The sequence below is a fragment of the Ruminococcus sp. Marseille-P328 genome, from assembly GCF_964249465.1.
Classification (GTDB): Bacteria; Bacillota; Clostridia; order Lachnospirales; family Lachnospiraceae; genus Blautia_A; species Blautia_A faecis.
This window is the reverse complement of the sequence record NZ_CAXUBQ010000013.1, coordinates 19,304-45,731: the sequence shown is the minus strand read 5'-3', so window position 1 is coordinate 45,731 and position 26,428 is coordinate 19,304. Positions and strand designations below refer to the sequence as shown.

Genomic DNA, 26,428 nt, shown 5'->3' with positions numbered 1-26,428 from the left:
GTCACGGCGTGACCAGCAGCGTCATTTTTTCCTGAATCTTCTCCACCAGGATTTTCGCTGTTCTTTCATGAGATCTGTGCCCTGGGTGCTGCCTTGATCCAAATTCTCCTTCCTGTGTATCCGGAAGCTTCACAAATTCCACGCGCTCATCCCCTGTTTTTCTTTTATAATTCCCCACCGCTTTCTCAAGCGTAGGCAAAATCTCATCTCCAAGCATTCCATAACACCACAGAATATAGCTTTCTGGATTACATACGCGCAGTTTTCTCAAAAAGTCTTCCACAGCCTTTCCAACTCTGTCCATATTCTTCGTGCCGCTGCTGTCGTTTGTCCCCAGATTCACTACGATCACATCAGGCTGAAACTTCTGGAAATCCCATTTTTCCATAGCACCCAGTTGTTTGTTTCTTTCTCCATTTAAAAGACCGCACACCTGCTCATAATATAGCGGGATTGCCTGCTGCTCATTGCCTTCCCAGGAACAGAAAACGCCCCAGCCGCTCTGACTGATGCAATTGTACACCGCGCCCAGTTCTTTTGCTGCCATATATGCATAATTATCCACGGCATTAAAGCAAAAGGAATTCCATGTCATTTCTTCTCCTGCACCGCTGCCGCCCTCACCAGAGGTAATGCTGTCCCCTATTACCTCCAATCTGAGCTTTGGTGTTTCAAGAGGTAAAAACTCACCGTCAGTTTCAACCTCCAGAAGCTGAAGCAATGTTTTTTCATCTGTGGGAAACGCAGGAGTATCACGAAGAAGCTTTACATTTCTTACCTTATCCCTTTCCATATTACGGAAAAGACAGATTTCCTGTTCTCCCTTATTTACCATAAGCCGTTGGGACAATACGCCGTCTACGATCACATCCACCCATGGCTCAAAAACATCATAATCGGAGCGGATTTTCACCCATATTTCTGTTGCTTTTACATTCAGTTCAATTCCGGAAGCGGTCCAAAATAGTGTTACCGGTTCCAGACTGCCATTCGTTCTTCCTAATATTCTTAAATATGGAATTTCCTTCATCTGATAATGGCTAAGCATTTTTCTCCACCTCTCATCTGGCTATACGAAATATTTATGTTACGATTTTCAGACAATACTTTTATTCTTACTATACTTCTTTTTTCTTTGCTTTTCCACATTATTTTCAGTAAAAAGCCCCTTCCGGATTTTCATCTCCGGAAAGGGCTCACAAATTCATTTATTCAGATTACACAAGACGTCTTACAGAAGTAATCGTTCTGTATGCAGCATTATCGCTGACCTTGATGCCATCTCTGGCATTGGATGCATGGACAATCTGTCCATTTCCCATATAAATTGCAACATGTCCGCCATAGCAGATCAGGTCGCCTGGCTGAGCATCCGCATAGGATACTTCATATCCGGCATTCTGCTGCTCATAAGATGTTCTTGGAAGACTTACGCCAAAGTTTGCATATACACTCTGCACAAAGCCAGAGCAGTCAGCACCACTGGTAAGGCTTGTTCCACCCCATACATATGGGTTTCCAACAAACTGTGTTGCATAGGATACAACAGAAGAGCCGGAACCTGAAGAACTGCTGGCTGATGAACTGTCAGAAGAACTATCTGAGGAACTGTCGGAGCTGCTTGCCTCGGAATTGTAATCAACTGTATTGTCAGTATCAATTACATTACCATACTCATCGTATTCATAATCAGAAGATCCATCAGAAGAACCACTTACAACATTTCCATCTTCATCATACTGGACATCTTCTGAGGAATTATCTCCGTTCTGAGCTGCTTCCTGTGCAGCTGCAGCTGCTGCGGCCTCTGCCTCTGCCTGACGTCTTGCCTCTTCTTCTGCGGCAATACGCTCTGCCTCAAGCTGCTCAATTTCTGCCTGCTGCTGTTCCAGAAGGTTCGCATACTCAGTAGCCTGCTGCTGTGCATATGCAATCTCGTTCTCGCAATCAGCACTGTTTGCACGAGTTACATCCAACTGATACTGAAGGTTAGACTGCTGGGCCTCATATTCTTCCTTCATGGTCTCAAAATCAGCTTTCTCTTGCTCATACTGATCTTCTAACTTCTGAACCTCCTCAATCGTTCTAGCATATTTCTGAAGGCTCTCTCTGTCCTGCTCATACATCTGCTGTGTATACTCAGCTCTGGTAAGAAGGTCTGCAAGGTTATCTGCATTTAACATCATCTGGAACCATGCATTATTTCCACCTTTTTCATAAAGATACTGAATACGTTTCTTCATGGCGCTGTACTGTTTATCCTTGGCATTCTGAGCCTTGGTCAGGTCGCCCTGTGTTTTCTCAATTTCTGCTTCCTTAGAAGCGATATCACTCTCAAGAGTCTGAATGGAAACCATTACATTTACAAGATCAGAATTCAAAGATTCGATCTGGCTCTCAAGCTGCTGCTTCTGATCCCACAGAGCACTCATACGTGCGTATGTAGCATCCAGCTGCTGGCTTGTCCAGGCCTGCTCTTCTCTTAAATCGCTCTCACGGTCAGCCATTACGCTTACAACCTGTGAACCGCACATTAAAATTGCCAGTGTCAGACATACAATTCTTTTCTTCATGTTTCATCACCCTCGTTAATCATTTTGATAATCTAAAATAACTTAATTTGTAATATGTTTGCAATATTTCATTCAATCTTGCTACATATTAACACACCCTTGCAAAGTTTTCAACCCTAATTTGCAATAAATTTTAAATTTCTGTAACATTTCGTAATATATTCGTTTGAATTAAGCTTTTTTCCACAAGAAAGAATCCTGCTTTGCAGGATTCTCCGCCTGCGGCGGGTCGCTATAAGCGACATCTACCTTTCCGCCGCTTCTGGATCCTGCCCGGCAGGGCTTTTTTATGCTATAGGGAATTCCAACGTAATTTCCTATAGCATAAAAAAAGAGAACCGGCGTTTCCACTGGTTCTCTTCCATATAATTATTATTTTCCAAACAGGTCATACAGAATCTGATCTGCTGTCATATTATAATAACCATCCGGATCAGAAAGTGTATTTCCATTCCATCTCAGATAGTTACCATTTCGAATATAGTTTCCAACAGATGGATGATAATTAAAAATACTGTATCCGGAATACAAGGACATATACTTCTTCGCAAGGGCTACAGCCTCACTGGAATAGCTTCCTGTAGGTGTGGTAGTTCCGGAAATCTGGACACCTGCCTGCGGAGTAGAGTGGATGATAACAACACTCTTATCACTGCACTGACCAAGAACGATCCATGTATGACCATCATTGTATCCGATATCGCCAGGCTTCAGCTCCCAGCCATTCTGTGACAGGTAGGACTGGTTTACAATTGTACCCCATCCTTTGCCCTTGTAATAGCTTCCGATCTCACCAGATACCACTGTGTATCCATAACCTACGCCTGACTGAGTCTGCATTACCTGGTAAGCGGACCAGCCTACAAAGCCCGAACAGTCAAAGCCCTTCGCACGGTTCGAGGTGGAAAGATCACGATAATTATTGTAGTCATATCCAGAGGGATTAGCTGACCATTTATTGTACCAGTTGGTCATGGTATCGCTCAGACCTTTTCTGGTAGAATCATTCCAGCCGCCGCCCCATACATAAAGAGCCTTTCCTACTGGCATCAATGCTCCTGCCAGATAGTTCTTGATCGTTTTGCTTCCTGTATTTCCATCTGGTGTAGGGTCATTCTGCTTCTCACCCTGGCATACACCAGTGTCAGAGAACACATAAGTAACACCGTCAATTGTCTGTGTACCTGTATACATAGCTCCTGTAGTAGGGTCAAAATAGTACTTGGTACCTTTATCTGTATTCTCTACCCAGCCGGTTGCCATAGCACCGGAGCCACTGTAGAAATAATATGTAACATTGTTAATGGTCTTAAATCCAACTGCCATAATTCCATTGGTCGAAGTGGAAGAAGTGCTGGCAAAATACCGCTTCACTCCGGAGGAACTTGTCAACCAGCCTGTAGCCATAATTCCTGTCTTGGAAAAATAGCGGATATTTCCTTTGCTGTCCTTTACAAAACCGGTAGCTGCAACGCCTGACTTAGCGTAAAGGTAATAGGTCTTTCCGCCAAGCTTCAGCCACTTTGTCTTCATGTATCCGGTTGATGGTGCAAAGTAACGACGCTGTCTCTTGGAATTGGAAAGCCATCCAGTTACCATAACACCTGCTTTGCTTGTGAAATAACGCTTTCTGCCCTTTTTATCTTTCACCCAGCCTTTCACCTGAACACCGGTAGATTTATTAAAATAATATTTCTTACCGTTCAAGGTAAGCCATCCTTTGACTTTCTTGCCGTTTTTATAGTAGTATGTTTTCCCTTTTACTGTACGGAATCCATTCTTCGTGGCAGCCTGTACATCTCTTGATGTACTATGGCATGTAAAACCGGCTGCCATAAGCATTACCAGCAGCAGGATACTCCAAAGTCTGAATTTTTTACATTTGTTTTGCATACTTACCTTCCTTTTTAATTAATCTGTTGCTGTCCACAGGTAATACTGCTGTCCAGCAAACACAACCCCTGTTATTATCATCTTCAAGTTTTACAAAGTTGTTACAGCTTTATGTAGCTCATTATATTACAGTTTCCATCTATCGTCAACCCGAAAGTAAAATTCTGTAAAGTTTTCACAATATTTTCGTATTATTTTTTTCTTTAAAAGCAATGATTTCAAAGGTATTTTCCATAAAAAAAGAACAGTCCCACACAATGTAAAAGAACTGTCCTTTTATAAATTCTGTAATATTTCTGTTATAAAGTGATTATAACAAATGTTTTCTTAATTCTTCTCCGCTCAGAGCGCTTAAGTAAGCAGGTGCTACATCAAATACCGTCTTGCAGCCATTCTGTCCTTCCTGGTTCATGCGGTATGCAGCTCTTGCATATGCAATGATTACAGAAGAAGTAAATTCCGGATTGGAATCCAGTTTCAGGCTATATTCGATCACATGGCTATTCTCATCGTTCCAGCCAGTCTTGCCTGTGCGGATTACAAATCCACCGTGCGGAATTCCGCTGTGGTCACGTTTCAGTTCCTCTTCGGAAATAAAATGTACTGTGGTATCGTATTCATCAAAGTAGTTCGGCATAGTCTTGATTTCATTCTCAATTCTTGCAAGATCAGCGCCTTCTTCAGCTACTACGAAACACTCTCTGGTATGTTTCTCTCTTGTAGTAAGCTCCGGATTCTTTCCGCTTCTTACTGCTTCCAGAGCAGACTCAACTGGGATGGTGTACTGTTTGCCGTCTTTTACTCCTTTGATACGGCGGATTGCATCAGAATGTCCCTGACTTACGCCTTTTCCCCAGAATGTGTAATCCTTGCCGTTTGTCAGGATTGCATTTGCATACATGCGGTTCAGAGAAAACATTCCTGGATCCCAGCCTACAGAAATAATTCCAACATGACCGCTCTCAGAAGCTGCTTTGTCCACATTTGCAAAATGTTCCGGGATTCTCTTATGGGTATCAAAGCTGTCTACCACATTGAACCACTGGGCATACTTAGGTGTCTGCTCCGGCAGATCAGTAGCACTTCCGCCGCAAAGAATCATAACATCAATCTGGTCTTTCATCTTCTCAGCATCATCTACAGAATATACCTTCGCTGTCTCTGTCAGAATTTTAACACTTTCAGGAGCACGACGGGTAAAAACTCCCACCAGTTCCATATCAGGATTGTGTTTGATCGCACATTCTACGCCACGTCCCAGGTTACCATATCCCAGGATACCAATACGAATACTCATTATCTGATTCCTCCTATACTACCGCACGCCAGATGCACAATCCCCACAAATGGTCATGCAGCCCCCAAAAGCTGTATTATCCCATACGAACGTCAGATGCTTCACGTCTGCGGTATCTATATCTATTTCACGCTTTAACAGTTTAATACGTGCGAGTTTTCTTGTCAATTGATTTTTAACAAAATCTGTCATTCAAAGATTACTGTTCTCTGGTAACATCAAAACACCTCAAAAAAGAATACTGTACAATGGCATCCTTCTCCACGGTACAGTATCATAAACTTCTACTTTATCAACAGCACAGCACTCCGCTTCCCGGACAGCACATTCCGCAAAGCGCATTCGCCAGACAAAGCTTCAGGCACATATCATCCCCTGCCACTGGCATTCCTCCAAACGGTCCCTGCTGTGTCTCATACCAGCTTCCGCCACCTTCCATCCGGTTCAGGAGCATACGGTACTGCTGATTATTCGGCTCCTGGCGCACAGCTTCACGAATATGCTCCAGCGCTTTTACATTATTCCCCATTCCCATGTTCGCCATGGAGGAAATATAATACCACTCTCCATTCTTCTGGGAAAGGGAATTCAACACATTCATAGCCTCCTGATAATGTCCGCTCTGAACAAAATTAGCTGCTGCACGTCTGCGCACACTTTCCTCATCTTCATAAGTGCTCTGGCGCTGCTGTCCTCCAAAGCCGCCAAATCCTCCATATCCATAACCACCGTATCCGCCGGAAGATCCACCACTGCTTCCATACTCGCGTTCTCTCATGATCTGCTCATATGCCTGCTGTACTTCCTTAAACTTCTCTTCTGCCTGATCCTTGTTCGGATTGTTAATATTCGCATCCGGATGGTACTTCCGGCTTAACTTTCTGTATGCCTTCTTTATTTCTTCATCTGTTGCATTTCTGGAAACTCCCAGTACGCTATATGGATCCAACATGTTCTTTCTCCCGTTCTTCCCTGCGTTTCCTGCTCACTTCCTCGAAGCGGCACCACACACCGGAATATAAAATGTTCCGAAGAATATCCCCATATTTAATAATAGGAAGCTTCTCGAATTCTCTGCAGGTTTCTGCCATCATCATCATAAGGATCTGGCGTACTTCCCCTTCAAACCCTTCCATTGTATATTTTTCTGCGAAAGGATTGTAATCTTTATTTTTCACATCTTCTTCCACATCATCATATGCATCCAGAAGATAGATGAATTTGCCAAGATAAAAGCCAATTCTTCGAAGGCTTTTCTCCCACTCATCCTGCCTGTAAGCAAGAATCTCCTCCATAATATGCCCAAAAATCCCGGACATTCTGTCTATATCTGTCTCTCCCTGTTTCTCCAAAGCGGAAAGCTCATCCAGAAGTTCGACGATCCGCTTCGCCTTATCTGGATAAAGTTTTAACAGACGGTTATTTTTCCCCTCGAGAAGCCTGGCGTAACCAAGCTTCACATATTTTCTATCATCGTTCCAGTCATCCAGACATTTATAATAAGTTAAAAGTATATTCATGTCTGCACAGTATTCTGTCATCACATTCTTTCGAACTGGCTGTTTTCTCACAGGATGAAGAATGCATCTGGTAGTGCCCTTGTACGTCTTTGGCTCATAAAGGCCGGAAAGAAGCATGATCACAAAAGTCATATCATAGCTTAATGTAATCTGGCCGGATATCCCGTATTTCTCACGCAGTTCCCTGCAGAGTCCACAGTAAAAGGTTCTGTACATGTCAAAATCCTTCATCTTGATCTCCGGCTTGTTCATTACAATATATCCAAACATATCAGCGCCTCTTTATAAATTTGGTATGACACTTGGGACATTCAATCTCCACTTTCTTAAATCCGCCTCTGGGAATACGGATTTTCTGACCGCAGCCAGGGCAGCTGTAAATATGATAGTCCTTGCGCTGGCTCATCATTCGCTTCTCTTTCTGGAAACGGGCTCTTAACTTATCTGTCATCTGAAGATACTTCTGATTCTCCTGATAACGTTTGGAAATATTTTTGGAAAAAATCCTGAAATAAGTATAAACAATGGCAGCCATTCCAAACAGATCCAAAAATGCGCCAATTCCACTTCTGGTCCCAGTAAATAAGGTGAGCACAATAGCAGCCAGTGCCACTCCCATAGTGAATCTTGCAAACTGATCCACTCCGTTGCGTCCCTGCATAAATCTCATAAATTTTTCTTTCAATAAAATACCTTCTTTCTTGTGAACTTATCTTCCTGGAATAAGTTTCTGTCGCTCTTTTGTTATTATATTATTTCCCTATCCCTGATTCTGTACATTCACTATTATGGTTCACAAAACAACCAGCAATCATTCCGTCTTTTCCTATCTGTCGCTGCAGACTTGAAAAATGTAAAATTTCAGATAATAAGATTCATCAGCAGACCATAAGATCGGATGATCTGGTGCCTGGGTGCGATATTCTACCTGACGGAGACGTTTATGCACATTTCTGGCAGCCTGCCCGATGGTCTGGGTAAAAAGCTGGTAATCCATAAAATGTGAACAGGAACAGGTTGCAAGGAAACCGCCGTCTTTCACCAGCTTCATGGCACGAAGATTGATCTCACGATAGCCTTTCACTGCATTCTTAACAGAGCTTCTTGACTTGGTAAATGCAGGTGGATCCAGAATCACCACGTCATATTTCTCGCCTTTCTCTTCCAGTTTCGGAAGAAGATCGAAGACGTCCTCACAGATAAATTTTACAGAATCAGAAAGTCCGTTTAAAGCTGCATTGGCTGTAGCCTGATCAACTGCAAGCTGTGAAGCATCCACACCAGTTACTTCTTTCGCTCCTGCATATCCTGCATTTAAAGCAAAAGAACCAGTATGGGTAAAACAGTCCAGAACTCTGGCATTCCTGCAAAGCTTCTGGATTGCCAGACGATTGTATTTCTGATCCAGGAAAAATCCTGTCTTCTGACCGTCTTTTACATCCACCTGATATTTTACACCATTTTCCACAATTTCAACCAAAGTAGGGAACTCTTCACCAATAAAGCCCTTATATGGCTCCATTCCCTCCTGCTTACGTACTTTCACGTCACTTCTCTCGTAAACGCCGCAGATCCGGATACCATCCTCTGCCAGAACTTTCTTCAGAAGTTCCACCAGCATCTCTTTATAACGGTCGATTCCAAGTGCAAGGGACTGTACCACCAGCACATCAGAAAACTTGTCCACAATAAAACCCGGCAGAAAATCTGCCTCTCCGAAGATCACGCGACAGCTTGAAGTATCCGTTACTTTCTTACGATACTCCCATGCATCCCGCACTCTTTTCTCAAAAAATTCCTCATCGATCACAGTATTCTCATCTCTTGAAAGAAGACGTACCACAATCCTGGAATTCGTATTGATAAATCCTCTTCCCAGAGGATATCCGTCAAAATCATGAACCAGTACAATATCTCCATTTACAAAGCTTCCCATAATAGAAGCTACTTCATTATCAAAAATCCACATTCCGCCGGATTTCAAAAGACGTCCTTCTCCCTTTTTCAGGGTTACTACTGCCAGACTCATAGCACTACTCCTTTGCTTTTGCGATTTAGGTAACATTGTAGCACACAATTTCTCAATTTGCCAGTGTTTCCAGGGGTTCTGAGAAAAAGTCATAAAAATTTCACTAATCTTAAAATTTTATAAACTGCCAGCCATTCATCTTCTTTTTTTAACAGACATCTCAGTCTCATTAACAACACAAAAAAGCTCCGGACTGCCTGAACTCGCTTCCTATCGTCAGATTCTAAATCTGACTTTCAATGGCGGTACACGGTTCAGACATTCCAGAGCTTTCACTTATCTTATATTCTGACTTTTCCAGATGGTTATTTTCTTCTTATTTCGCATTCGCTGCAGTTACATATACATGAATCAGATTTGCCTTAATAAGGGCTGGACGAACTGCATTGTAAATAATCACAACCAGGATTGTAGATACAATTGCATTTACAAATGTAGCACCGGCGCTTAATTTTGCAAGGATGCTCGCTACTTCCTGGGGCTGACCAAGAATGTACTGTTTGTAGAAATAGCCAACGATGGGATCTGCGATCACATTAAAAGCAAGACCTGCAATGGAAGCGATCAGACTCCATTTGAATACGTATTTCTTGTCGTTCGTCTCATTGATCTTTGCAATCTTGTGGGCTACAAGACCTGTTATAAGACCGATGCAAAGCTTCAGGACAAAAGTCTTGGGTGCTCCTGTAATGTAAACCGGATCCATAAGGTCTGCAATAGTCATTCCAATAGAACCAGCAAGACCGCCGTACCAACCGCCAAGAAGCAGAGCTCCAAGCACGCAGAAGGTATTTCCGATGTGAAGAGAAGTAGCATCTCCACCCGGTACCGGAATCTTAATCTGCAAAAATGTAAAAGATACATAGCAAAGTGCTGCAAGAAGTGCAGTCTCTGCAAGTTTCATAATGGTAGAATTCTGTTTGTTCATAGGTTTCTCTCTCTTTCCCGGAAACCTGGTACATATTGAAAAAACATTCTGCAAGATGTGCCTCACAAGTTGCAGGAATGATTTCTCAAACAAGCTCCAATGTTTCCTGTTTAATCACTGCTTTTTATACTGCAGTATCTAATTAGCACTTATCATAGCGAGATACTGGTATGTCTTCAATAGACAGTTTTGATTATTTTTAAGAGGTCAGTTGTTTTCTGCAAAAAAAGGTACAGTCCCCAATATCCCACTGGATATCAGTTTCTGTACCTTTTCCACCAGCAGACATGTCATCTCCTGGAGCATCACCACATACTATTCAACAGTATTCTTCCGAATTCAGGTCTGTTATTCTTCGTAGGACTCTTCATCAATAGTCTCGTCGTAAGATTCATCGCCAACTTCATCTGTAGCACTTTCATCTGTTGTCACATTTTCAGAGCCGTCAGCTGAATCACTGGAATCTGAACTTTCACCATAAAGTTTCTCAAAGAACTTCATGGTATCTTTATACAGGGTATCTTTATCATCAGAAGATACTGCATCGCCAAGAACATCAATATCCTCAGAAGACTCACCATCATCGATCACATCAATGCCGAAAAGTTTCTTCATCTCTTTATCCAGCATGTTCAGTTCTGGTGTAATGTATTTCTCAGTTCCATCCTCCTGATAGGAAACAGCACCATTTCCAAGGATACCAAGGTATTTCTGAAGAACCTTGATGGAAAGCTTGTTGGCTGTGTCGGAATCAAGTGTTACAGTAACTGCAGCATCATCTCCCATTACTTCGTAAAGAGCGTCCTCATCACCGCTGTACTCTCCCTGACAGAAGGTCTTCGCTTTTTCAAATTTCGCTTTCGCATCATCGCCAAGGAAATCTGTATTCAGCTGGGATATATCTGTGATCTCTTCGGAAGAATCACTGCCATCACCAGTATCTGTTCCGCCAACTTCACTGATGTCACCATCAGCTGACTCATCTGTACTTCCATCTGTGTTCTCGCCGGAATCATCAGAAGCCGGAAATTCTTCCCAGGATTCTTCACCGGATTCGTCTGCAGCTCCAGTCTCCTCAGCAAGTCCCGGATCCTCTGTAGAACTCTCGATAACATTGTCACCAAGAGCACTCTGGTCTACATTATCCACAATACTGTCCTCATCATCTGATGAATCACTGCTCTCCTCTGCCTTTCCTGTTACATTGTCATTTACACGCTCCAGAGTTTCCTGCATCTCAGAGTAATCATAGTCCTGCTGGGAAATCTGCTGAAGCAGGTTTACGATGGTATTAATCTCATCATCTGTAAGAGTTACATTGTTATTATTGGAGATATTTACAACAATATTGTAGATATCGTCTGCATTCTGAACATTGTCTGCAATAACCTGCATTTTCGCCTGGTTGATAACAGTGGTAGCGTCATTCTTTCCTACAGAATCAGCAAGATTACCTGTAACTACCATCTCCTCAGTAGCAAGCTTCTTCTTGGTCTCATCAAGCTTCTGTCCACTGGCAGTCTCATATGCCATCTGGATACCGGTCAGTGCTCCTGTACCGGATACCTCGAATGGGCATGCAGCAACAACCTCACAGTTGGTAACACCAGATGTGGAAAGGGAACTTGCAATCATATTGCAGGTAACCCAGTTCAAATTGGCGGTACGAACCTTGATGCCACCGGATGTGGTAGGCTTCACATAAGCGCAGCTCACTGTTCTTGTACCAATCTGCTCCAGCGGAACATAGGAACTTAAGTGATCCCTCTCATCCTGATTGGTAACGTAGATAATCTGTACCTGGCTGGAATCCACCTTAAAATATTTCAGCATGGTGTTCTTCTGCTCATCTGAAAGATCTGCGCCAAGTGTAACAACCTTCATAGCATCTGCCATAGCCGGTACCGTGGGAACCAAGCTTCCCATAACCATTGATGCGCTGCAGAGCAGCGTAGCTAATAATTTGCCTTTCTTCATAACTTTTCCTCCAACTTTCTGTCTGGGTTATAATCTGATCTTTAATGAAAGCCTCATACTCTGTAACGGCTTCCATGCACTGCACTTCTGTCTTTGCAGTTGTTTCATTTAGTACACTTATTATAACATACTTCTTATAGTTTTTGTAATTTTAATTGTTAATTCTCTCTTTGAACCTGAAAATATGTTTTGGTAAAAAAATTATTATATCAGCAGCTTTTCCAGAGCCTGTTACCGTGCAGGCTGTAAACAGTAATCCAGAACCTCCTGCACGGTCTTAACTGGTGTAATCTCAAGCTTCTCTTTTACCTCATCGGCCACATCATCAAGATCATCCATATTCTCATATGGAATAAACACATGCTTTACGCCAGCTCTTTGGGCAGCCATCAGCTTCTCCGGCAATCCGCCAATAGGCATAACACCGCCGCGAAGGGAAACTTCTCCTGTCATTGCTATTTCTGCTGGTGCAGGCTTTCCTGTCACCAGAGAGGATAATGCAGTTACCAGCGTGATGCCTGCTGATGGGCCATCCTTGGGAACTGCTCCTGCCGGCACATGGATGTGAAGATCATTTTCCTTGAATTTATCTGCAAATTCCGGATAGAGGGACTTCACAAGAGTAATGGCAATCTGGGCGGACTCTTTCATCACATCTCCAAGCTGTCCGGTAATGATCACCTTTCCATCGCCTTTTGTAAAAGAAGTTTCGATAAAAAGGATTTCTCCACCAGCACTGGTCCAGGCAAGACCGGTTACAACTCCAGGCACTGGGTTTTCCAGAATCTTCTCATGATGAATTCCATGTCCCAAAAATTCTGCTACACGCTTCTCACTTACCGTAATGCTCTTCTGCTCACCCTTTACCAGCTTCACAGCTGCATATCTGCATAGCACATCCATCTGCTTCTTCAGTCCGCGGACACCAGCCTCCGCTGTATACTCTTCAATAATGCGGCGGATTGCCTCATCTGTCACCTTCAGATTCTGGGCTTTGATTCCCATGCTCTTCATTGCTTTCGGCAAAAGATGACGTCTCGCGATCTGAAACTTCTCTACTGCAGTATATCCAGGAAACTGGATTACTTCCATACGATTGAGCAATGGCTCAGGAATGGTATCGGTGGAATTGGCTGTACACACAAAAAGCACATTTGAAAGATCATAAGGAACATTCATATAATGGTCTGTAAAGCTTCCGTTCTGCTCCGGATCCAGCACTTCCAGAAGAGCACTTGCCGGATCACCGCCGTAATCTTTGGCGAGCTTGTCCACCTCATCCAGTACCATAACCGGATTTGCAGCTCCGCTTCTCTTCATTCCTTCCATAATCCTGCCTGGCATAGCACCTATGTAGGTTCTTCTGTGTCCTCGAATTTCCGCTTCATCACGGATTCCACCAAGACTGATACGCACGTATTTACGGTGAAGCGCACGGGCAATACTCTGTCCGATACTGGTTTTTCCAGTTCCAGGCGCACCTACAAACAATAAAATGGAACCAGACTGTTTCTTATTAAGAGCCATAACAGCAAGCTGCTGGATAATTCGCTCTTTTACTTTTTTCAACCCATAATGGTCTTCATTCAGGATTTCTTCTGCCTCGTTCAAATCAATTTCAGCAGGTTCCTCTGTCTTCCAGGAAAGACTTGTAGCAAAGTCCAGATAATCATACAGCATACCATACTCATGGCTGTCTTTTCCTTCCTGCTTCATGCGGTTCAGCACCTTTTCAGCTTCTTTGCGTGCTTCCTCATTCATGCCGGATTCCTGGATTTTCTTCTGGAAACGGCGCACATCAGAAATATTCTCCGGATGCATTTCGTCCAGCTGCTGCTGAAGAAATTCGATCTGCTTCCGGATAGCGGACTCCCGGTAAACTTTCTCATTGGAGTTCTTCTGCGCAGTCTCAGCTTCCTCACTGACACGGAAAATCTCCATCAGCTCATAGACAGCCTCTTCCATCAGATGCATGCGTTCTTTCCTGGAATCCACCTCGATCATATGGTATTTTTCTTCCCAGGAAAGGCTCATGTAACCAGCCAGGGCACTGACGGCTTCCGGATAGCTTTTCCAATGGTAGATCATGCTGCGTACCCAGACGCCCCACTGAAAGCCTTTTGCAAAATCCATCAGTTCTTTCTTGATCTTATCAAATTTCTCCTTTTCTTCTTCCGGGGAGATATCCTGGATATCCGGAAGATCTACCGCTTCTGCCTGAACCATGCTGTCAGTATATTCTACATGAGTCACCTGCACTCTTCTTCTGGTAGTAATCTTGACGCTGCCTTCCTCGTCTATATTCTCAATGATTCCCATCACGCCCACTGGAAAAATATTTTCCATGGAAATTTCCTCTGGGGCTATTTCTTTCTTCTGTAAAACGAAGAGAATTTCTTCTCCGATATTCTGTTCTTTAATTCTGCCTTCCGGAAACATATCTTTTTTAAAGAAAAATGTAACTTCCGGTAAAAGAAGAAGTTCATAAACTGGTATTGTAATCATACATGTTTCCTCCTTGTATTGTTAGCACTCCTTTAATATGAGTGCCAGATTTGTTCTATAGAAAATGGCGAACTCATATGAATTCGCCATCTGAATCTATGATAGTTCATTATAGCACTAAATTAAAATTTTGCAATAAGAATCGAACATTCTTTCTGGAACATGGTAGTTTTTTGAAACATTTATTTCGAAACGAAAGCTAATTTTGCATTCTGATCTGTTCCCCTTTTATGGGCGCATAGGTATAAAGCTTCTCACCATCCAAATCCGCCTTGTACATATCCACAGCACTGATCTGGTGATTGTCGTAAGTATTATAATAATAGATTCCCTTATCTGTATTACAGCAGGAAGTATATAGCGTAATCTCATACTTGTCTTCTCCCAGCTTGCAGCAGCCTCTCTGCTGGTCTACGCTGCCAAGAATGTGGAAAAACTGGCTTACACTTTCTTCTTCTGAATCCCCGGACAGAGAGTTCATTTTTACAAAGGCCACCCGCACAAATCTTGACTGGGAGGAGAGATCTCCCGGCAGTCCCATGCCACCCATTCCCCGGCTGTACTGATTCAGTTCCAGATTTTCTGAAAACGTGTTACTGCGGTTTTCCACAGCCAGCTGCATATAATTGTTCAGATTAAACATCTGATAGTTAAAGGGCGGATTGTTTGTGAGGACACCTACTGGATTATCATATATTTTCATTCCCTCTTCCAACGACTCCAGGGTAATACATTCCTCTTTGTCCGCAATAATCCAGTGCAGCTGCGCAACTGGCAGATCAGGAAGAAATGGGGTGTCAATCAGGTTCATATTCTTAAGAAGCTGGCGTGCTTCTTTCACTGTAGCACATTTTCCCAGAATCCATGGGATCAGTTCGAACTGAGTGATATTGTCTTTCCCCTCTACAGGCTTCTTGTAGCTGGCATTTCCAACGAAATTAAGGCCGGCGATTCCAAGCCCTTTCTCATTGACCGCATCATAATACAGAGGATAGTTCTCCATAACACATGCCATTCCGATCATGGCATAATGATTTTTCAGCTGACCGCCTTCTCTTAAGTCAAATACATAATTTCTAGGCGTGATCACTACCTGGTCTCCATAGGAAATCTCATAATCCAGAGTTCTTCCAAAATAGAAATCCTTTGTTTTATAGGTTGCTGCTGTACACATATTCTGTTCCTCCATTCATCAGAGACTGTTTAAAAGTCAGTTCTGTATTACTGTTCACTGGTAACGTTCTGTAATCTGCATATTCCAAAAAGTTCCCAAGGCGTTGTATTTTCCAGTCTGTCATGTTATTATTTATAAAAATTGTGCATGAACGGTTCATCATTAGTGTTATATATTGTAGCACAAACTGTGAAAATTTAAACTCTTTTTTCCCGATTTCACACTTTTTTAAGAAAGGAACTTACCATGAATAAATCTATTGCAGTCGCAGGTACCGGATATGTAGGGCTTTCTATTTCTGTACTGCTGGCTCAGCATAATCATGTTGTTGCAGTTGACATAATTCCGGAGAAGATTGCTTTGATAAACCAGAAGAAATCTCCAATCCAAGATGAATATATCGAAAAATACCTGTCGGAAAAGGAACTGGATCTTACGGCCACCTCAGACGGAGAATCCGCCTACGCAGAGGCTGATTTTGTGGTAGTGGCCACCCCCACCAACTATGACAGCAGGAAAAATCATTTCGACACTTCCGCTGTTGAAGCTGTACTAAGCCTGGTCACAAGGGTGAATCCTGCTGCCACAATTGTGATCAAATCTACGATTCCTGTAGGCTACACAGAATCTATCCGAAAGAAGCTTCACAATAACAATATTATTTTCAGCCCGGAATTTCTCAGAGAGTCCAAGGCCCTGTACGACAATCTTTACCCAAGCAGGATCATTGTCTCCTGTGATGAGCACACCAGAGAGGCAGCTCACACTTTTGCAGCACTTCTTCAGGAGGGTGCTCTCAAAGAAAATATCGACACCTTGTTCATGGGATATACGGAAGCAGAAGCTGTAAAACTTTTTGCCAACACCTATCTGGCACTTCGTGTTTCCTATTTTAATGAGCTGGATACTTACGCGGAAATGAAGGGGCTGAACACCCGCGATATTATCAATGGAGTCTGTCTGGATCCCCGGATCGGAACTCATTACAATAATCCTTCCTTTGGCTACGGCGGCTACTGCCTGCCTAAGGACACCAAACAGCTTCTTGCCAATTACAACGACGTTCCTCAGAATATGATGTCCGCAATCGTGGAAAGCAACCGTACCCGAAAGGATTTTATTGCTGATCAGGTACTGCAAAAAGCCGGCTATTACAACTACAATGAGGACAACCTTTATCAGTCAAGCCTGGAAAAAGAAGTGGTTATCGGCGTCTACCGCCTCACTATGAAGAGTAATTCCGATAATTTCCGGCAAAGCAGCATTCAGGGTGTTATGAAACGGATCAAGGCAAAAGGCGCCACTGTCATCATCTATGAGCCCAATTTGGAAAACGGTTCCACATTTTTTGGCAGCAAGGTTGTAAATAATCTGGAAGAGTTTAAAGAAAAAAGCCTGTGTATTCTGGCGAACCGTTATGACAAGGTCCTGGACGATGTGAAGAAAAAGGTTTATACAAGGGATCTGTTTTCCAGGGATTAAGAAACGAAAGCGTGTCTAAAAAAGGCTTTCCGCAAGATGTACATCACAATTTGTGGGAGATTTTGCCCGGATGAGGGCGCCGCAGCGGGCTGCGTAGGTCGAATTCGAGCAAAATATACCGCAATCTGCACCATACAAAAACAGGCAGGAAACATAGCGATCAAGAGAGCAATAGCTCCGTTTAATCACTGTGTTTCCTGCCTGTTGTCTATGAAATCCGTTTTTTTATTCACCATACTGGCAATTGCTCTCTTTCAATTGCCGGATGACTTTATCCTGAAATAGTGATTATAAGCATCCAGCACATCCTTACGTCCTCTCACGCGAATGGGAACCCGTTCTCCATTTCGGAGTAAAAACTCCTCTTCTACATCTGTAATGTGATCCATATTTACCAGAAAGCTTTGGTGGCAACGCAAAAAACGGGGATCCTCTATCTTTTTCTCAAGATTCCCAAGTTTTTCCGCAGTTTCAAGCACCGAACCATCCAGCATATGTAAGGTTACTGTATGGCGGTCACTTTCCAGGTATAAAATTTCATCCACGAAAGGATAACGATACTGTCTTCTGCATTTCACGGAAATCCGCCTGCGAAGCTCAGACTTCAGCAGTCTGTTTAAAATTGCTGTGGTCTGCTTCTCTTCTGCAGGTTTCAGAAGATAGCCGGATGCTTCTACCTCATAACTTTCAAGCGCAAAATCAGGTGAAGCAGTCAGAAATACAATAGGCGCTTTTACTCCCAGGTCACGCAGCTTCCGTGCCGTGTCCATTCCATTCAGATCGCCCATATAAATATCAAGAAAAATCAGATCTGGCCATATATAGCCCTCTTCAATGTCTGCAAGGAGGCTCTCTCCAGATTCATATTCCTGGATCTGCGCCTCCCTGCCATTTGTCTGAAAGTACACCATCAACTGACGCTTCAGCACAAAACGCTCAACTTCCACGTCGTCACATATGGCAATTCTGTTTACCAAAGCTCTCCCAAAGCCTCCTTGTACTTGACTAGTTTATTATAACACAACGTTCCCTCTCGGGGAGAAATCTGCATAATCGTCACGTTTCAGAGCATAATCCTCAATTACCTGCACTCCCCACTTTGTGGGATCTTTCAAGGCTTGCAAAGATCCTTCACAACCTCTCCGGCAATGATCAGTCCTGCAACAGACGGCACAAATGCTACGCTTCCCGGAATATCACGACGCTCTGTACATTTGTGCTTGGCACCTGGCGGGCAGATACAGTGGGTTCTGCAGCTGATGGACATATCCTCTATCGGTCTTGTAGGGATTTCCTCGGAATAAACCACTTTCAGCTTACGGACGCCACGTTTCTTCAGTTCGCGGCGCATAACCTTGGCAAGAGGGCAGACCTTAGTCTTATAAATGTCCGCAACTTTAAACTGGCTTGCATCCAGTTTGTTTCCGGCACCCATAGAACTGATGATCGGAACCCCTTTCTCCTTCGCCTTCATGACAAGGGAGATTTTTGCAGTAACGGTATCTACTGCATCTACAATATAATCATATTCTTCAAATGGAAAATCGTCTGCATTCTCCGGCAGAAAAAAACACTTATGTGTCTCCACCTTCACGTCCGGATTGATTTCCAGCATACGCTCTTTCATAACATCCGTCTTGTATTTTCCCACTGTTTTTCGCGTTGCTATGATCTGGCGGTTCAGATTCGTAAGGCATACCTTGTCGTCATCGATCAGGTCAAAAGCACCTACCCCGCTTCTCACCAACGCCTCACACACATATCCGCCAACACCGCCGATTCCAAATACTGCCACTCTGGCACCGGCAAGCTTCTTCATCCCCTCTTCTCCAAGAAGAAGCTGGGTTCTTGAAAACTGATTTAACATAAATTTTTCTCTCCTCAATGAAAGACAGGCAACAGACTTTCAAACAGACATTTCTCTTTCAATAAGAAAACTGCGGTCTGTTCTATCTTCACATAAAAAGCCTGGGAAGCTTATCCACCCAGACTTTTGTCCACATTACCTTTCGGAAATATTTTATAATGACTGTGTTTTTCTGTCAATTATTTTTTCGCCTACACATAAATAAATTACAGCGTTCCTGTTCACTCCGTTCGCAGTATCATTACAGCCATTTTTTCAAAACATCACTCAGCTTATTCATATCCAGCGGCTTTGCGATATGTCCGTTCATACCTGTATTTTTTGCCAGCTGTACATCTTCTGCAAAAGCATTGGCAGTCATGGCAACAATTGGCAGTTCTCCTTTTTCACCGGGGAGGCTTCTAATTGCTGCGGTTGCCTGATAACCATTCAGAACAGGCATTTGGATATCCATAAAAATAAGGTCATACCGGTCTTTTGGAGAAACCTCCACTTTTTCAACTGCAATTTTTCCATTTTCGGCTGTCTCAACTTCTGCCCCTGTCATCTGCAGGATTTCCACTGCAATTTCTCTGTTTAACTCATTATCCTCGACCAGCAGAATCCTTTTTCCTGTGTAATCTGCTTCTGACAGATTCTCCAGATAATTCCTTGCTGTTTTTTCTTTTTTGTCAGAAACAAACTGCCGCAGTGTAGCGGTCAGCCTGGAACGGAATAACGGTTTTGCAATAAAAGCATCTACACCTGCTGCCTTTGCATCTTCTTCAATCTCGCTGAACTCATAAGATGTCAGTACAATGATGGTAATCTCCTTCCCTATCCGTTTCCGAATCTGTCTGGCAGTTTCTATGCCATCCATATCCGGCATCTTCCAGTCCAAAATAACAGCAAAGTAATCATTTTTTAGCTCATGACGTGCATAGCAGCGCTCAACGGCTTCTCTGCCGGAGAGGACCCATTCGCCTGTAATTCCAATCTCCTTCAATGTCGCAACTGTACTTTCACAGCATGTCTTATCATCATCCACAACCAGAACCGGCAAATTCATCAGATTTTCATCCTTTTCTTTCTCTTTTTCCTGAAGTTCAAGATAAATTGTTACCGTAATTTTAGTTCCCTTGTGTAAGGTGCTGTCCACTTTAATATTACCATTCATCAGATTTACAATATTTCTGCTGATTGCCATTCCCAGACCAGTTCCCTGAACTCTGGTTGTCCGATGGTCATCTGCGCGGCTGAAGGGATCAAACATGATTTTCTGGAATTCCGGCGACATACCGATTCCATTATCCTCAATCGTGAATTCATAGCATCCAAGCTCCGAAAATCCATTTGGCTTTTCCTCTATGGAAAAAGTAATATTCCCGCCATCCGGTGTATACTTGATCGCATTACTCATCAGATTCACAAATACCTGCTGAATCCTCAGACTGTCACCGCAGACATCCTCATGTTCAATATGATTAATGTGTATATCAAAATTATGTTTATGTTCATCAAGCACCGGTCGCGTAAGTGTAATAAGATTATCCACCAATTCTGACAGATTGAAATCTTCCTGTGCCAGTGTCATTTTTCCACTTTCAATACGTGCCATATCCAGCACTTCATTGATCAACCCAAGCAGATGACGGCTTGATTCTGTAATCTTGCTGAGACATTCAATAACTCTGTCCTGACTCTCAATATTTGCTCCGGCGATTGCTGTCAGACCCACAATGGCATTCATCGGTGTCCGGATATCATGGGACATATTGGAAAGGAATTCTGTTTTTGCACGATTTGCATTTTCTGCGGACCGGTAAGCCTCTTTCAGTGCCTGACGGGATTCAATCTCTGCTTTCTTCTCCTGTGTCACATCCATGGATGCCAGCAATACCTTTTCCAGCTTTCCATTCTTCCATTCCAAGGGAATATAAGAAGCGATTTTATAAGTCTTTTCATCCAGGCTGCAATACTCAAACTTATAAATATCATTTTCGCTTTTCAGATTTTCCCGGATATTTTCCGGGGCTATCAGAATATCTATAGCTTCCAACGGTTCCAGTGTCTTATACTTTTCAAGAACCTGCATCTGAAAATCATGATAGAAGCCCAGAGGTTTATATATCATCTGTCCATTCAGATTGTAGAATTCATATCTGTCATTTTCCAGATCACAGACAACAAAACGGTCAACCAGACGCACTATGCTCTGAATCAGCTGCTCCATGGAAGCATTATCCGCTGCCATCTGCAGATGCCGTGCGCTCTCTACCTTTGCCTCCGTAATATCCCGCAGAAAAATCATGGCATATTCTGAATCCTCTATCTCGCCACGTATGATCACATTACGGACCCATCGTTCTTCTCCCTTCAGAGTGATTCGGCACTCCAAAGACAATTCGGTTTCCAGACCCTTCAGTTTTTCCGCAATATAGCCACGATCATAAAAAGCAGATACTGCCTTCTTATCTGTTTCCACAACATAGGAATCCACAAAATGCCGGATCAGTTCATCCCATGTATGACTCTGTTCAAAAACAGTCATCAGGGACGGTTCAACCTTAAAGGTATCAAATGTGTTTGCTTCCAGGTTAACATAATATTCGCACAGATCTGTTTTCGTAAAGGCACGGTGGAAAGCAGCTGACTTTTGTGCCTGCATAATTTCTTTTTTTTCCGCATCAATATTAATAAAAATCCCGGCAATCCTGCTGGCAGAACCATCCAGCCGGCGTATTACTTCTGCTGATGCCCGAAACCACTGGTACTGATGATCCTTCATTCTCATACGGTACTCTACCTGGTATTTTACCTGATTCGTCTTATCCGCAATTGCCGCCTGAAGCTGCATCATTACTCTTTCTTTATCCTGTGGATGCAGAAGATCTGACCAGGATTCCAGTTTATTCGGAAAATCCAGAGTATCATGATAGCCAAGCATTTTTCGGAACTCATGGCTCCAGTTTGCATTCACAATCTCACTGTTTTCGTCACAGTCAAAATACCAGAAGCCGGAACAGATAGCCTCATTGATCAGTGCCAGATTTACATGATCCCAGTTGACCTGTACGGACATAATCCAGATCTGTCTGCCTGCTTCATCTGTCGCATCCTCTTTATAAAGCCGTACATTATTCACTGTACCGTCCGCTGTAAGAATCTGCGCTTCCCCGGCTCCGTGGATCTGCAAAAAACGGTCTCGATCCAATATACTTATATCCTTGCCGTAAAAAAAATTCTTCAATGAGCCTTTTGTCTGCTTCATAAAAGAATCGAACGTATGTCCTATACTATGTAGCAGCAGATTACTCACAGACAGAATAGACAGATTTTGGTCATAATATCCGGTCAACATACCTACCCCGCCATTATTTTCCAGTGTTTTCTGTATTGCCTGTGATAAATCCTGTGTTTGTCCAGGTACCGTCTTGTTTAAAGAATATATTTTATCCTCATAATTTTCCTTATATAACATTTTATAAAAACCCTCACTCTGTTTGATACGTGTTTGAAAAAGGCTTTCTGCAAAATGTGGCGCGCAGATTGTAGGAATGCTTTTTCAACCACGCTCCAGAACATGCTCCGGCAAGTTCTCGTACATATTTTGGCATATAAAAAGGACACCTGACAAACATCCTGCCAGTGTCCCTGCTACATCTTTTTAAACTCACACATCCATATACATATAGTATAAAAGGTATCGGAATCGCTTCCGTTCTCACGTCTTTTCTATATATGGAAACAGCAGCAACCGGCTGACATGGTCAGACTTTCTGACTTTAGCCCCTTCTGGCTTTGCGTCCCTGCCTTTCAGCAAGTTTGCCTTTAAATAATTCCCATTTTTCATCAAAAATAAAATACCATGAAGTTTCCGGTGCGTCAATAATATTTTGATAGAAAATCTGTGTTTATGAACCATTCGCAAAGTCGAAGATGTCTCGCACAATCGTTACTCTGTCTTTGTCATATTCCCCGAAGTTCTGAATCATGCAGCAGCCACCACCAACAACTACATATAAACGCATCAGCTCCGGATTGTATTCCCGTTCTCTCAGATTATGAAAGATTTCTCTTGTGTAATCACTGGCAGCCTTACGGATTACAGCCAAATACTTTTCTCCGATGTCTGCTGTCCCGGTACGGATCACCTGTTCAATCTATAGAATATCCAGACGGATGTGGAGTCTAAAAAAAACTTCACGCAACTGACCGCCCGATGACCACACCCTTGTTTCTGCTTCGCTGCGTACAGCTCGGAATCTCCAGCCGGGATCTGGATCTTCTTACGATTGGGATGGTGAACGACATGTACGCAGAAAGCAGCAATGATGAGTACAAAGGCTATGCGCAGATCGCTACGCAGAGGGATTTTGATGCATTTTAGCAAATTTATGTGCCTTATATAATGACAGTGTGTTGACATTAGACACGCATTTGAGTATACTATACTTGAATGGAGGTGTTCTGTATGGCAACAACTAATTTAAATATTCGTACAGAGAAGGCAATCAAGGATCAGGCGGAGGAAATCTTCAATGAGCTTGGTCTGAATATGACAACTGCTGTAAATATGTTCCTGAGAACCGCTATCCGTGAGCATGGTATTCCTTTTGAATTAAAACTGGAAGTACCGAATGATACGACAGCCGCTGCCATTGAGGATGGCAGAAAAATGATGAAGGATCCTTCTGCTCCGCGTTATTCCAGTATGGATGCGCTTAAGGCAGCTCTCGACGTATGAAATACGACATTCAGTTTACCAATCAGTTTAAAAAGGATTTGAAGCTTGCCAAAAAGCAAAATAAAAATCTTGATAAGCTGTTTGAGGTAATCGATATTCTGGCGAATGGCGGTACGCTGGATGCAAAATACAGGGATCATGACCTTACAGGAAACTATAAAGGCACGCGTGAGTGTCACATCGAACCGGACTGGTTGCTCATTTATGAGATTCAGAACAACGTTTTAGTACTCATGCTTTACAGGCTTGGTACGCACTCAGAACTATTCAAAAAATAGATTTAAAAAACAGAATAGCAATTCAGAAAGCATCTATCAGAAATGGTAGGTGCTTTTCTTATGCCCAAATCCAGGAAAGGAGGTGCGCTATGGCGGGAAGTAGAATCAAGGGTATCACGGTCGAGATCGGTGGCGATACCACCAAACTTCAGACAGCCTTAAAGGGTGTCAATTCAGAAATCAAGAATACGCAGTCACAACTTAAGGATGTCGAAAAGCTCCTGAAATATGATGCTCTTCAGAGGGAGATCATCGAAACGGAAGAATATCTCAAAAAGCTGTAAGCGCAGGCCAATCAGTCTGCCACTGCTGTGCAGAAGATTGCTACTGCTGGTGAAAACCTGAAGTCTGCAGGCGATAAGGTTTCCTCCACCGGCGAAAAGCTCCTTCCTGCCTCTGCTGCAGTTACAGCTCTTGGCGTTGCTGCTGTAAAAACAGACTCCGATTTTGATTCTTCTATGAGCCAGGTAGCCGCCGTGTCTGGTGCAACCGGAGATGATTTCGATAAGCTCCGTGCAAAGGCTCATGAGATGGGTGCGAAAACCAAGTTCTCAGCATCCGAGGCTGCGGATGCTATGAACTACATGGCGATGGCTGGATGGAAAACCTCCGACATGCTGGATGGTATCGAAGGTATCATGAACCTTGCTGCGGCATCTGGTGAGGACCTCGCCACCACATCGGATATCGTAACCGATGCACTGACTGCATTTGGTCTGACAGCCAAAGATTCTGGGCATTTCGCAGATATCCTTGCAGCGGCAAGCTCTAACGCAAATACAAAGGCAATGGATGATTGACGACTGCGAAGCCGAAAACATCGACATGATTATCACCAAGTCCATCAGCCGATTTGCCAGAAACACGCTGGACTGCCTGAAATACATCCGCCAGCTGAAAGATAAGAACATTCCCGTCTTCTTTGAAAAGGAAGCCATCAATACAATGGATGCCAAGGGTGAGGTTCTGATTACGATTATGGCTTTCCTTGCGCAGTAGGAATCATAATCCCTCAGCCAGAATGTGAAGCTGGGACTCCAGTTTCGCTACCAGAATGGCCAGGTACAGGTAAATCACAATCACTTCCTCGGCTACACCAAGGATGCAGATGGGAATCTCATCATCGATCCGGAACAGGCAGAGGTGGTAAAGCGCATCTACCGGGAATACCTGGAGGGTATTTTCTACATCCACAAACCAGAATTGTCTTAACACTGTGCTGTTTCTCTTTTCTTCCAACATATGAATCCATACATGTCATTAAGAAAAAATATCAAGAAATTTACAACCACTGGAATATACCCCGGGTCCTTAATTGATGCCAGTATCCATAAGATAATCAGCACGATGTCATTCGATGCATATCCCAAAGCATAATAGGAAGACCGTAACATAGTGAGTGATGCAGCAAAAAAACTTGTTACTACCGAAATGGTACTAAATATCAGATTCGGCGTGTTAAGTTTTTTTAGTAATATATAAAATGCAATTGTCACTGCCACATTGCAAAGAACAAGAACTCCTGCTCCTTTTCTTGTAATTTTTCGTATTTCTACTGTTCCATCACTACTGTTTCTCGCATTTTTCAGCCATGTCACAATCGACCAAACAGACATCGGAAGTGACATAAATAAGTAAGTAAACATCTCTCCCCAGTAGCGAAAACGGTATGATATTATCGCATACTGGATGCAGAAAATCGTCATCAATATCGGTGCCCATACATTTCCCTGTGCGGCAAATATCAGTGAAGTTACACCAATACAAGTTGCAGTAAGTGTCAAAGCATCTACTCTTCCTGCCATAATATTGGACATAACAACAATAGCAATAGACACGAACCAAAGTGCCCATTCTCTTTTGGTCATTCTTTTAAATGGATTATTCATTTTTCTAATTCCCTTCATACGTTGATTTGAGACAACAGGAAATTAGATATATTTTATACCTGTTGTCTCTTAAAATTGGATACCCTTTATATGCTTCTCTTGCGAAGCAATGGCACCCTTCTGCATATGAAGGATTGCATAATTACTTTCGTGAAATTGATAATATCCAAAAAACATAATTTTATCCTCTATAACGCTCTGACAAATCGCGATTCACCGAATTTTCCCTTGCCATCTAATCCACTGCCTCAAATCGTGACATCTAATCCGAGGTTACAACCTGACACACA

22 protein-coding genes, 3 pseudogenes and 1 riboswitch are annotated in these 26,428 nt (G+C 43.0%); of the genes and pseudogenes, 7 read left to right on the top strand and 18 right to left on the bottom strand.

The features are described 5' to 3' along the window. Window position 1: 1 nt before the first annotated feature. The 12 genes from ACESTK_RS10630 to bsh all read right to left on the bottom strand — a co-directional run bounded on the left by ACESTK_RS10630 (window position 2) and on the right by bsh (window position 15,896). Entirely contained in the window at window positions 2-1,048 is a 1,047-nt protein-coding gene (locus ACESTK_RS10630; protein ID WP_118577781.1) for a GDSL-type esterase/lipase family protein, read from the bottom strand. A gap of 169 nt (window positions 1,049-1,217) precedes the next feature. Continuing rightward, window positions 1,218-2,573 carry a C40 family peptidase gene (locus ACESTK_RS10625; RefSeq protein WP_195379212.1) on the bottom strand — a complete coding sequence of 452 codons (1,356 nt, stop codon included), beginning with the start codon at window positions 2,571-2,573 and terminating at the stop codon, window positions 1,218-1,220. 372 nt (window positions 2,574-2,945) lie between these two features. Then, window positions 2,946-4,466 (bottom strand): N-acetylmuramoyl-L-alanine amidase family protein, encoded by a 1,521-nt coding sequence (locus ACESTK_RS10620; protein WP_295260874.1) that lies wholly within the window; start codon window positions 4,464-4,466, stop codon window positions 2,946-2,948. Window positions 4,467-4,776: 310 nt separating this feature from the next. Further along, on the bottom strand, window positions 4,777-5,763 hold the full coding sequence (locus tag ACESTK_RS10615; RefSeq protein WP_148461163.1) for a diaminopimelate dehydrogenase: 987 nt from the start codon (window positions 5,761-5,763) through the stop codon (window positions 4,777-4,779). 292 nt (window positions 5,764-6,055) lie between these two features. Continuing rightward, entirely contained in the window at window positions 6,056-6,715 is a 660-nt protein-coding gene (locus ACESTK_RS10610) for a J domain-containing protein (RefSeq protein ID WP_118577784.1), read from the bottom strand. Continuing rightward, window positions 6,699-7,553, bottom strand: a complete 855-nt coding sequence (locus tag ACESTK_RS10605; RefSeq protein WP_118577785.1) for a DUF5685 family protein — start codon at window positions 7,551-7,553, stop codon at window positions 6,699-6,701. Before ACESTK_RS10605 ends, ACESTK_RS10610 begins: the two co-directional genes overlap by 17 nt. Before the next feature lies 1 nt (window position 7,554). Next, window positions 7,555-7,968: a hypothetical protein gene (locus ACESTK_RS10600; protein ID WP_118577786.1), complete on the bottom strand. Its 414-nt coding sequence runs from the start codon at window positions 7,966-7,968 to the stop codon at window positions 7,555-7,557. 141 nt (window positions 7,969-8,109) lie between these two features. Further along, window positions 8,110-9,312 (bottom strand): class I SAM-dependent rRNA methyltransferase, encoded by a 1,203-nt coding sequence (locus ACESTK_RS10595; protein WP_148461162.1) that lies wholly within the window; start codon window positions 9,310-9,312, stop codon window positions 8,110-8,112. A 316-nt stretch (window positions 9,313-9,628) separates the two neighbouring features. Then, the gene (locus ACESTK_RS10590; protein ID WP_118577788.1) at window positions 9,629-10,240 is read right to left on the bottom strand and encodes an ECF transporter S component; all 612 of its coding nucleotides are present in this window, start codon (window positions 10,238-10,240) and stop codon (window positions 9,629-9,631) included. A gap of 348 nt (window positions 10,241-10,588) precedes the next feature. After that, window positions 10,589-12,217 carry a DUF1002 domain-containing protein gene (locus ACESTK_RS10585; protein WP_226854711.1) on the bottom strand — a complete coding sequence of 543 codons (1,629 nt, stop codon included), beginning with the start codon at window positions 12,215-12,217 and terminating at the stop codon, window positions 10,589-10,591. Window positions 12,218-12,448: 231 nt separating this feature from the next. Next, window positions 12,449-14,722 carry an endopeptidase La gene (gene lon, locus ACESTK_RS10580; RefSeq protein WP_226854709.1) on the bottom strand — a complete coding sequence of 758 codons (2,274 nt, stop codon included), beginning with the start codon at window positions 14,720-14,722 and terminating at the stop codon, window positions 12,449-12,451. Window positions 14,723-14,921: 199 nt separating this feature from the next. Further along, window positions 14,922-15,896, bottom strand: a complete 975-nt coding sequence (bsh, locus tag ACESTK_RS10575; RefSeq protein WP_195991537.1) for a choloylglycine hydrolase — start codon at window positions 15,894-15,896, stop codon at window positions 14,922-14,924. 246 nt (window positions 15,897-16,142) lie between these two features. Here bsh and ACESTK_RS10570 point away from each other — a divergent pair, with 246 nt between their 5' ends. Further along, the gene (locus tag ACESTK_RS10570; RefSeq protein WP_148461157.1) at window positions 16,143-17,378 is read left to right on the top strand and encodes a nucleotide sugar dehydrogenase; all 1,236 of its coding nucleotides are present in this window, start codon (window positions 16,143-16,145) and stop codon (window positions 17,376-17,378) included. A 15-nt stretch (window positions 17,379-17,393) separates the two neighbouring features. On the opposite strand, the gene ACESTK_RS10565 is transcribed toward ACESTK_RS10570, so the two are convergent. From ACESTK_RS10565 to ACESTK_RS10550, 4 genes are all read right to left on the bottom strand, one after another. After that, window positions 17,394-17,567, bottom strand: coding sequence for a DUF6783 domain-containing protein (locus ACESTK_RS10565; RefSeq protein WP_319017259.1), 174 nt, complete (start codon window positions 17,565-17,567; stop codon window positions 17,394-17,396). 65 nt (window positions 17,568-17,632) lie between these two features. Continuing rightward, on the bottom strand, window positions 17,633-18,355 hold the full coding sequence (locus tag ACESTK_RS10560) for a LytTR family DNA-binding domain-containing protein (RefSeq protein WP_226815623.1): 723 nt from the start codon (window positions 18,353-18,355) through the stop codon (window positions 17,633-17,635). Window positions 18,356-18,489: 134 nt separating this feature from the next. Further along, the gene (locus ACESTK_RS10555) at window positions 18,490-19,245 is read right to left on the bottom strand and encodes a ThiF family adenylyltransferase (protein ID WP_148461155.1); all 756 of its coding nucleotides are present in this window, start codon (window positions 19,243-19,245) and stop codon (window positions 18,490-18,492) included. 241 nt (window positions 19,246-19,486) lie between these two features. Next, window positions 19,487-22,705 (bottom strand): response regulator, encoded by a 3,219-nt coding sequence (locus tag ACESTK_RS10550; RefSeq protein WP_118577792.1) that lies wholly within the window; start codon window positions 22,703-22,705, stop codon window positions 19,487-19,489. A 55-nt stretch (window positions 22,706-22,760) separates the two neighbouring features. On the opposite strand from ACESTK_RS10550, the pseudogene ACESTK_RS10545 reads away from it, so the two are divergent. Beyond that, window positions 22,761-22,895, top strand: a pseudogene (locus tag ACESTK_RS10545) (DUF6783 domain-containing protein); the annotation flags it as partial. Between the two features lie 78 nt (window positions 22,896-22,973). Then, a riboswitch (cyclic di-GMP riboswitch) is annotated at window positions 22,974-23,064 on the bottom strand. 74 nt (window positions 23,065-23,138) lie between these two features. Here ACESTK_RS10545 and ACESTK_RS10540 read toward each other — a convergent pair. Then, entirely contained in the window at window positions 23,139-23,339 is a 201-nt protein-coding gene (locus tag ACESTK_RS10540; RefSeq protein ID WP_272067007.1) for a hypothetical protein, read from the bottom strand. A 107-nt stretch (window positions 23,340-23,446) separates the two neighbouring features. Between ACESTK_RS10540 and ACESTK_RS10535 the strand changes: the two genes are divergently transcribed. The 5 genes and pseudogenes from ACESTK_RS10535 to ACESTK_RS10515 form a co-directional block, all read left to right on the top strand. Then, window positions 23,447-23,614, top strand: a complete 168-nt coding sequence (locus ACESTK_RS10535) for a hypothetical protein (RefSeq protein ID WP_173716616.1) — start codon at window positions 23,447-23,449, stop codon at window positions 23,612-23,614. Between the two features lie 84 nt (window positions 23,615-23,698). Further along, a complete protein-coding gene (locus ACESTK_RS10530; RefSeq protein WP_118578232.1) occupies window positions 23,699-23,971 on the top strand; it encodes a type II toxin-antitoxin system RelB/DinJ family antitoxin in 273 nt (90 codons plus the stop codon). Further along, the gene (locus ACESTK_RS10525) at window positions 23,968-24,249 is read left to right on the top strand and encodes a type II toxin-antitoxin system YafQ family toxin (RefSeq protein WP_148461153.1); all 282 of its coding nucleotides are present in this window, start codon (window positions 23,968-23,970) and stop codon (window positions 24,247-24,249) included. Before ACESTK_RS10530 ends, ACESTK_RS10525 begins: the two co-directional genes overlap by 4 nt. A gap of 89 nt (window positions 24,250-24,338) precedes the next feature. Further along, a pseudogene (locus ACESTK_RS10520) lies at window positions 24,339-25,031 on the top strand (phage tail tape measure protein); the annotation flags it as partial. Window positions 25,032-25,059: 28 nt separating this feature from the next. After that, a pseudogene (locus ACESTK_RS10515) lies at window positions 25,060-25,428 on the top strand (recombinase family protein); the annotation flags it as partial. A gap of 29 nt (window positions 25,429-25,457) precedes the next feature. Here ACESTK_RS10515 and pnuC read toward each other — a convergent pair. Continuing rightward, a complete protein-coding gene (gene pnuC, locus ACESTK_RS10510) occupies window positions 25,458-26,138 on the bottom strand; it encodes a nicotinamide riboside transporter PnuC (protein WP_148461152.1) in 681 nt (226 codons plus the stop codon). Window positions 26,139-26,428 lie beyond the last annotated feature (290 nt).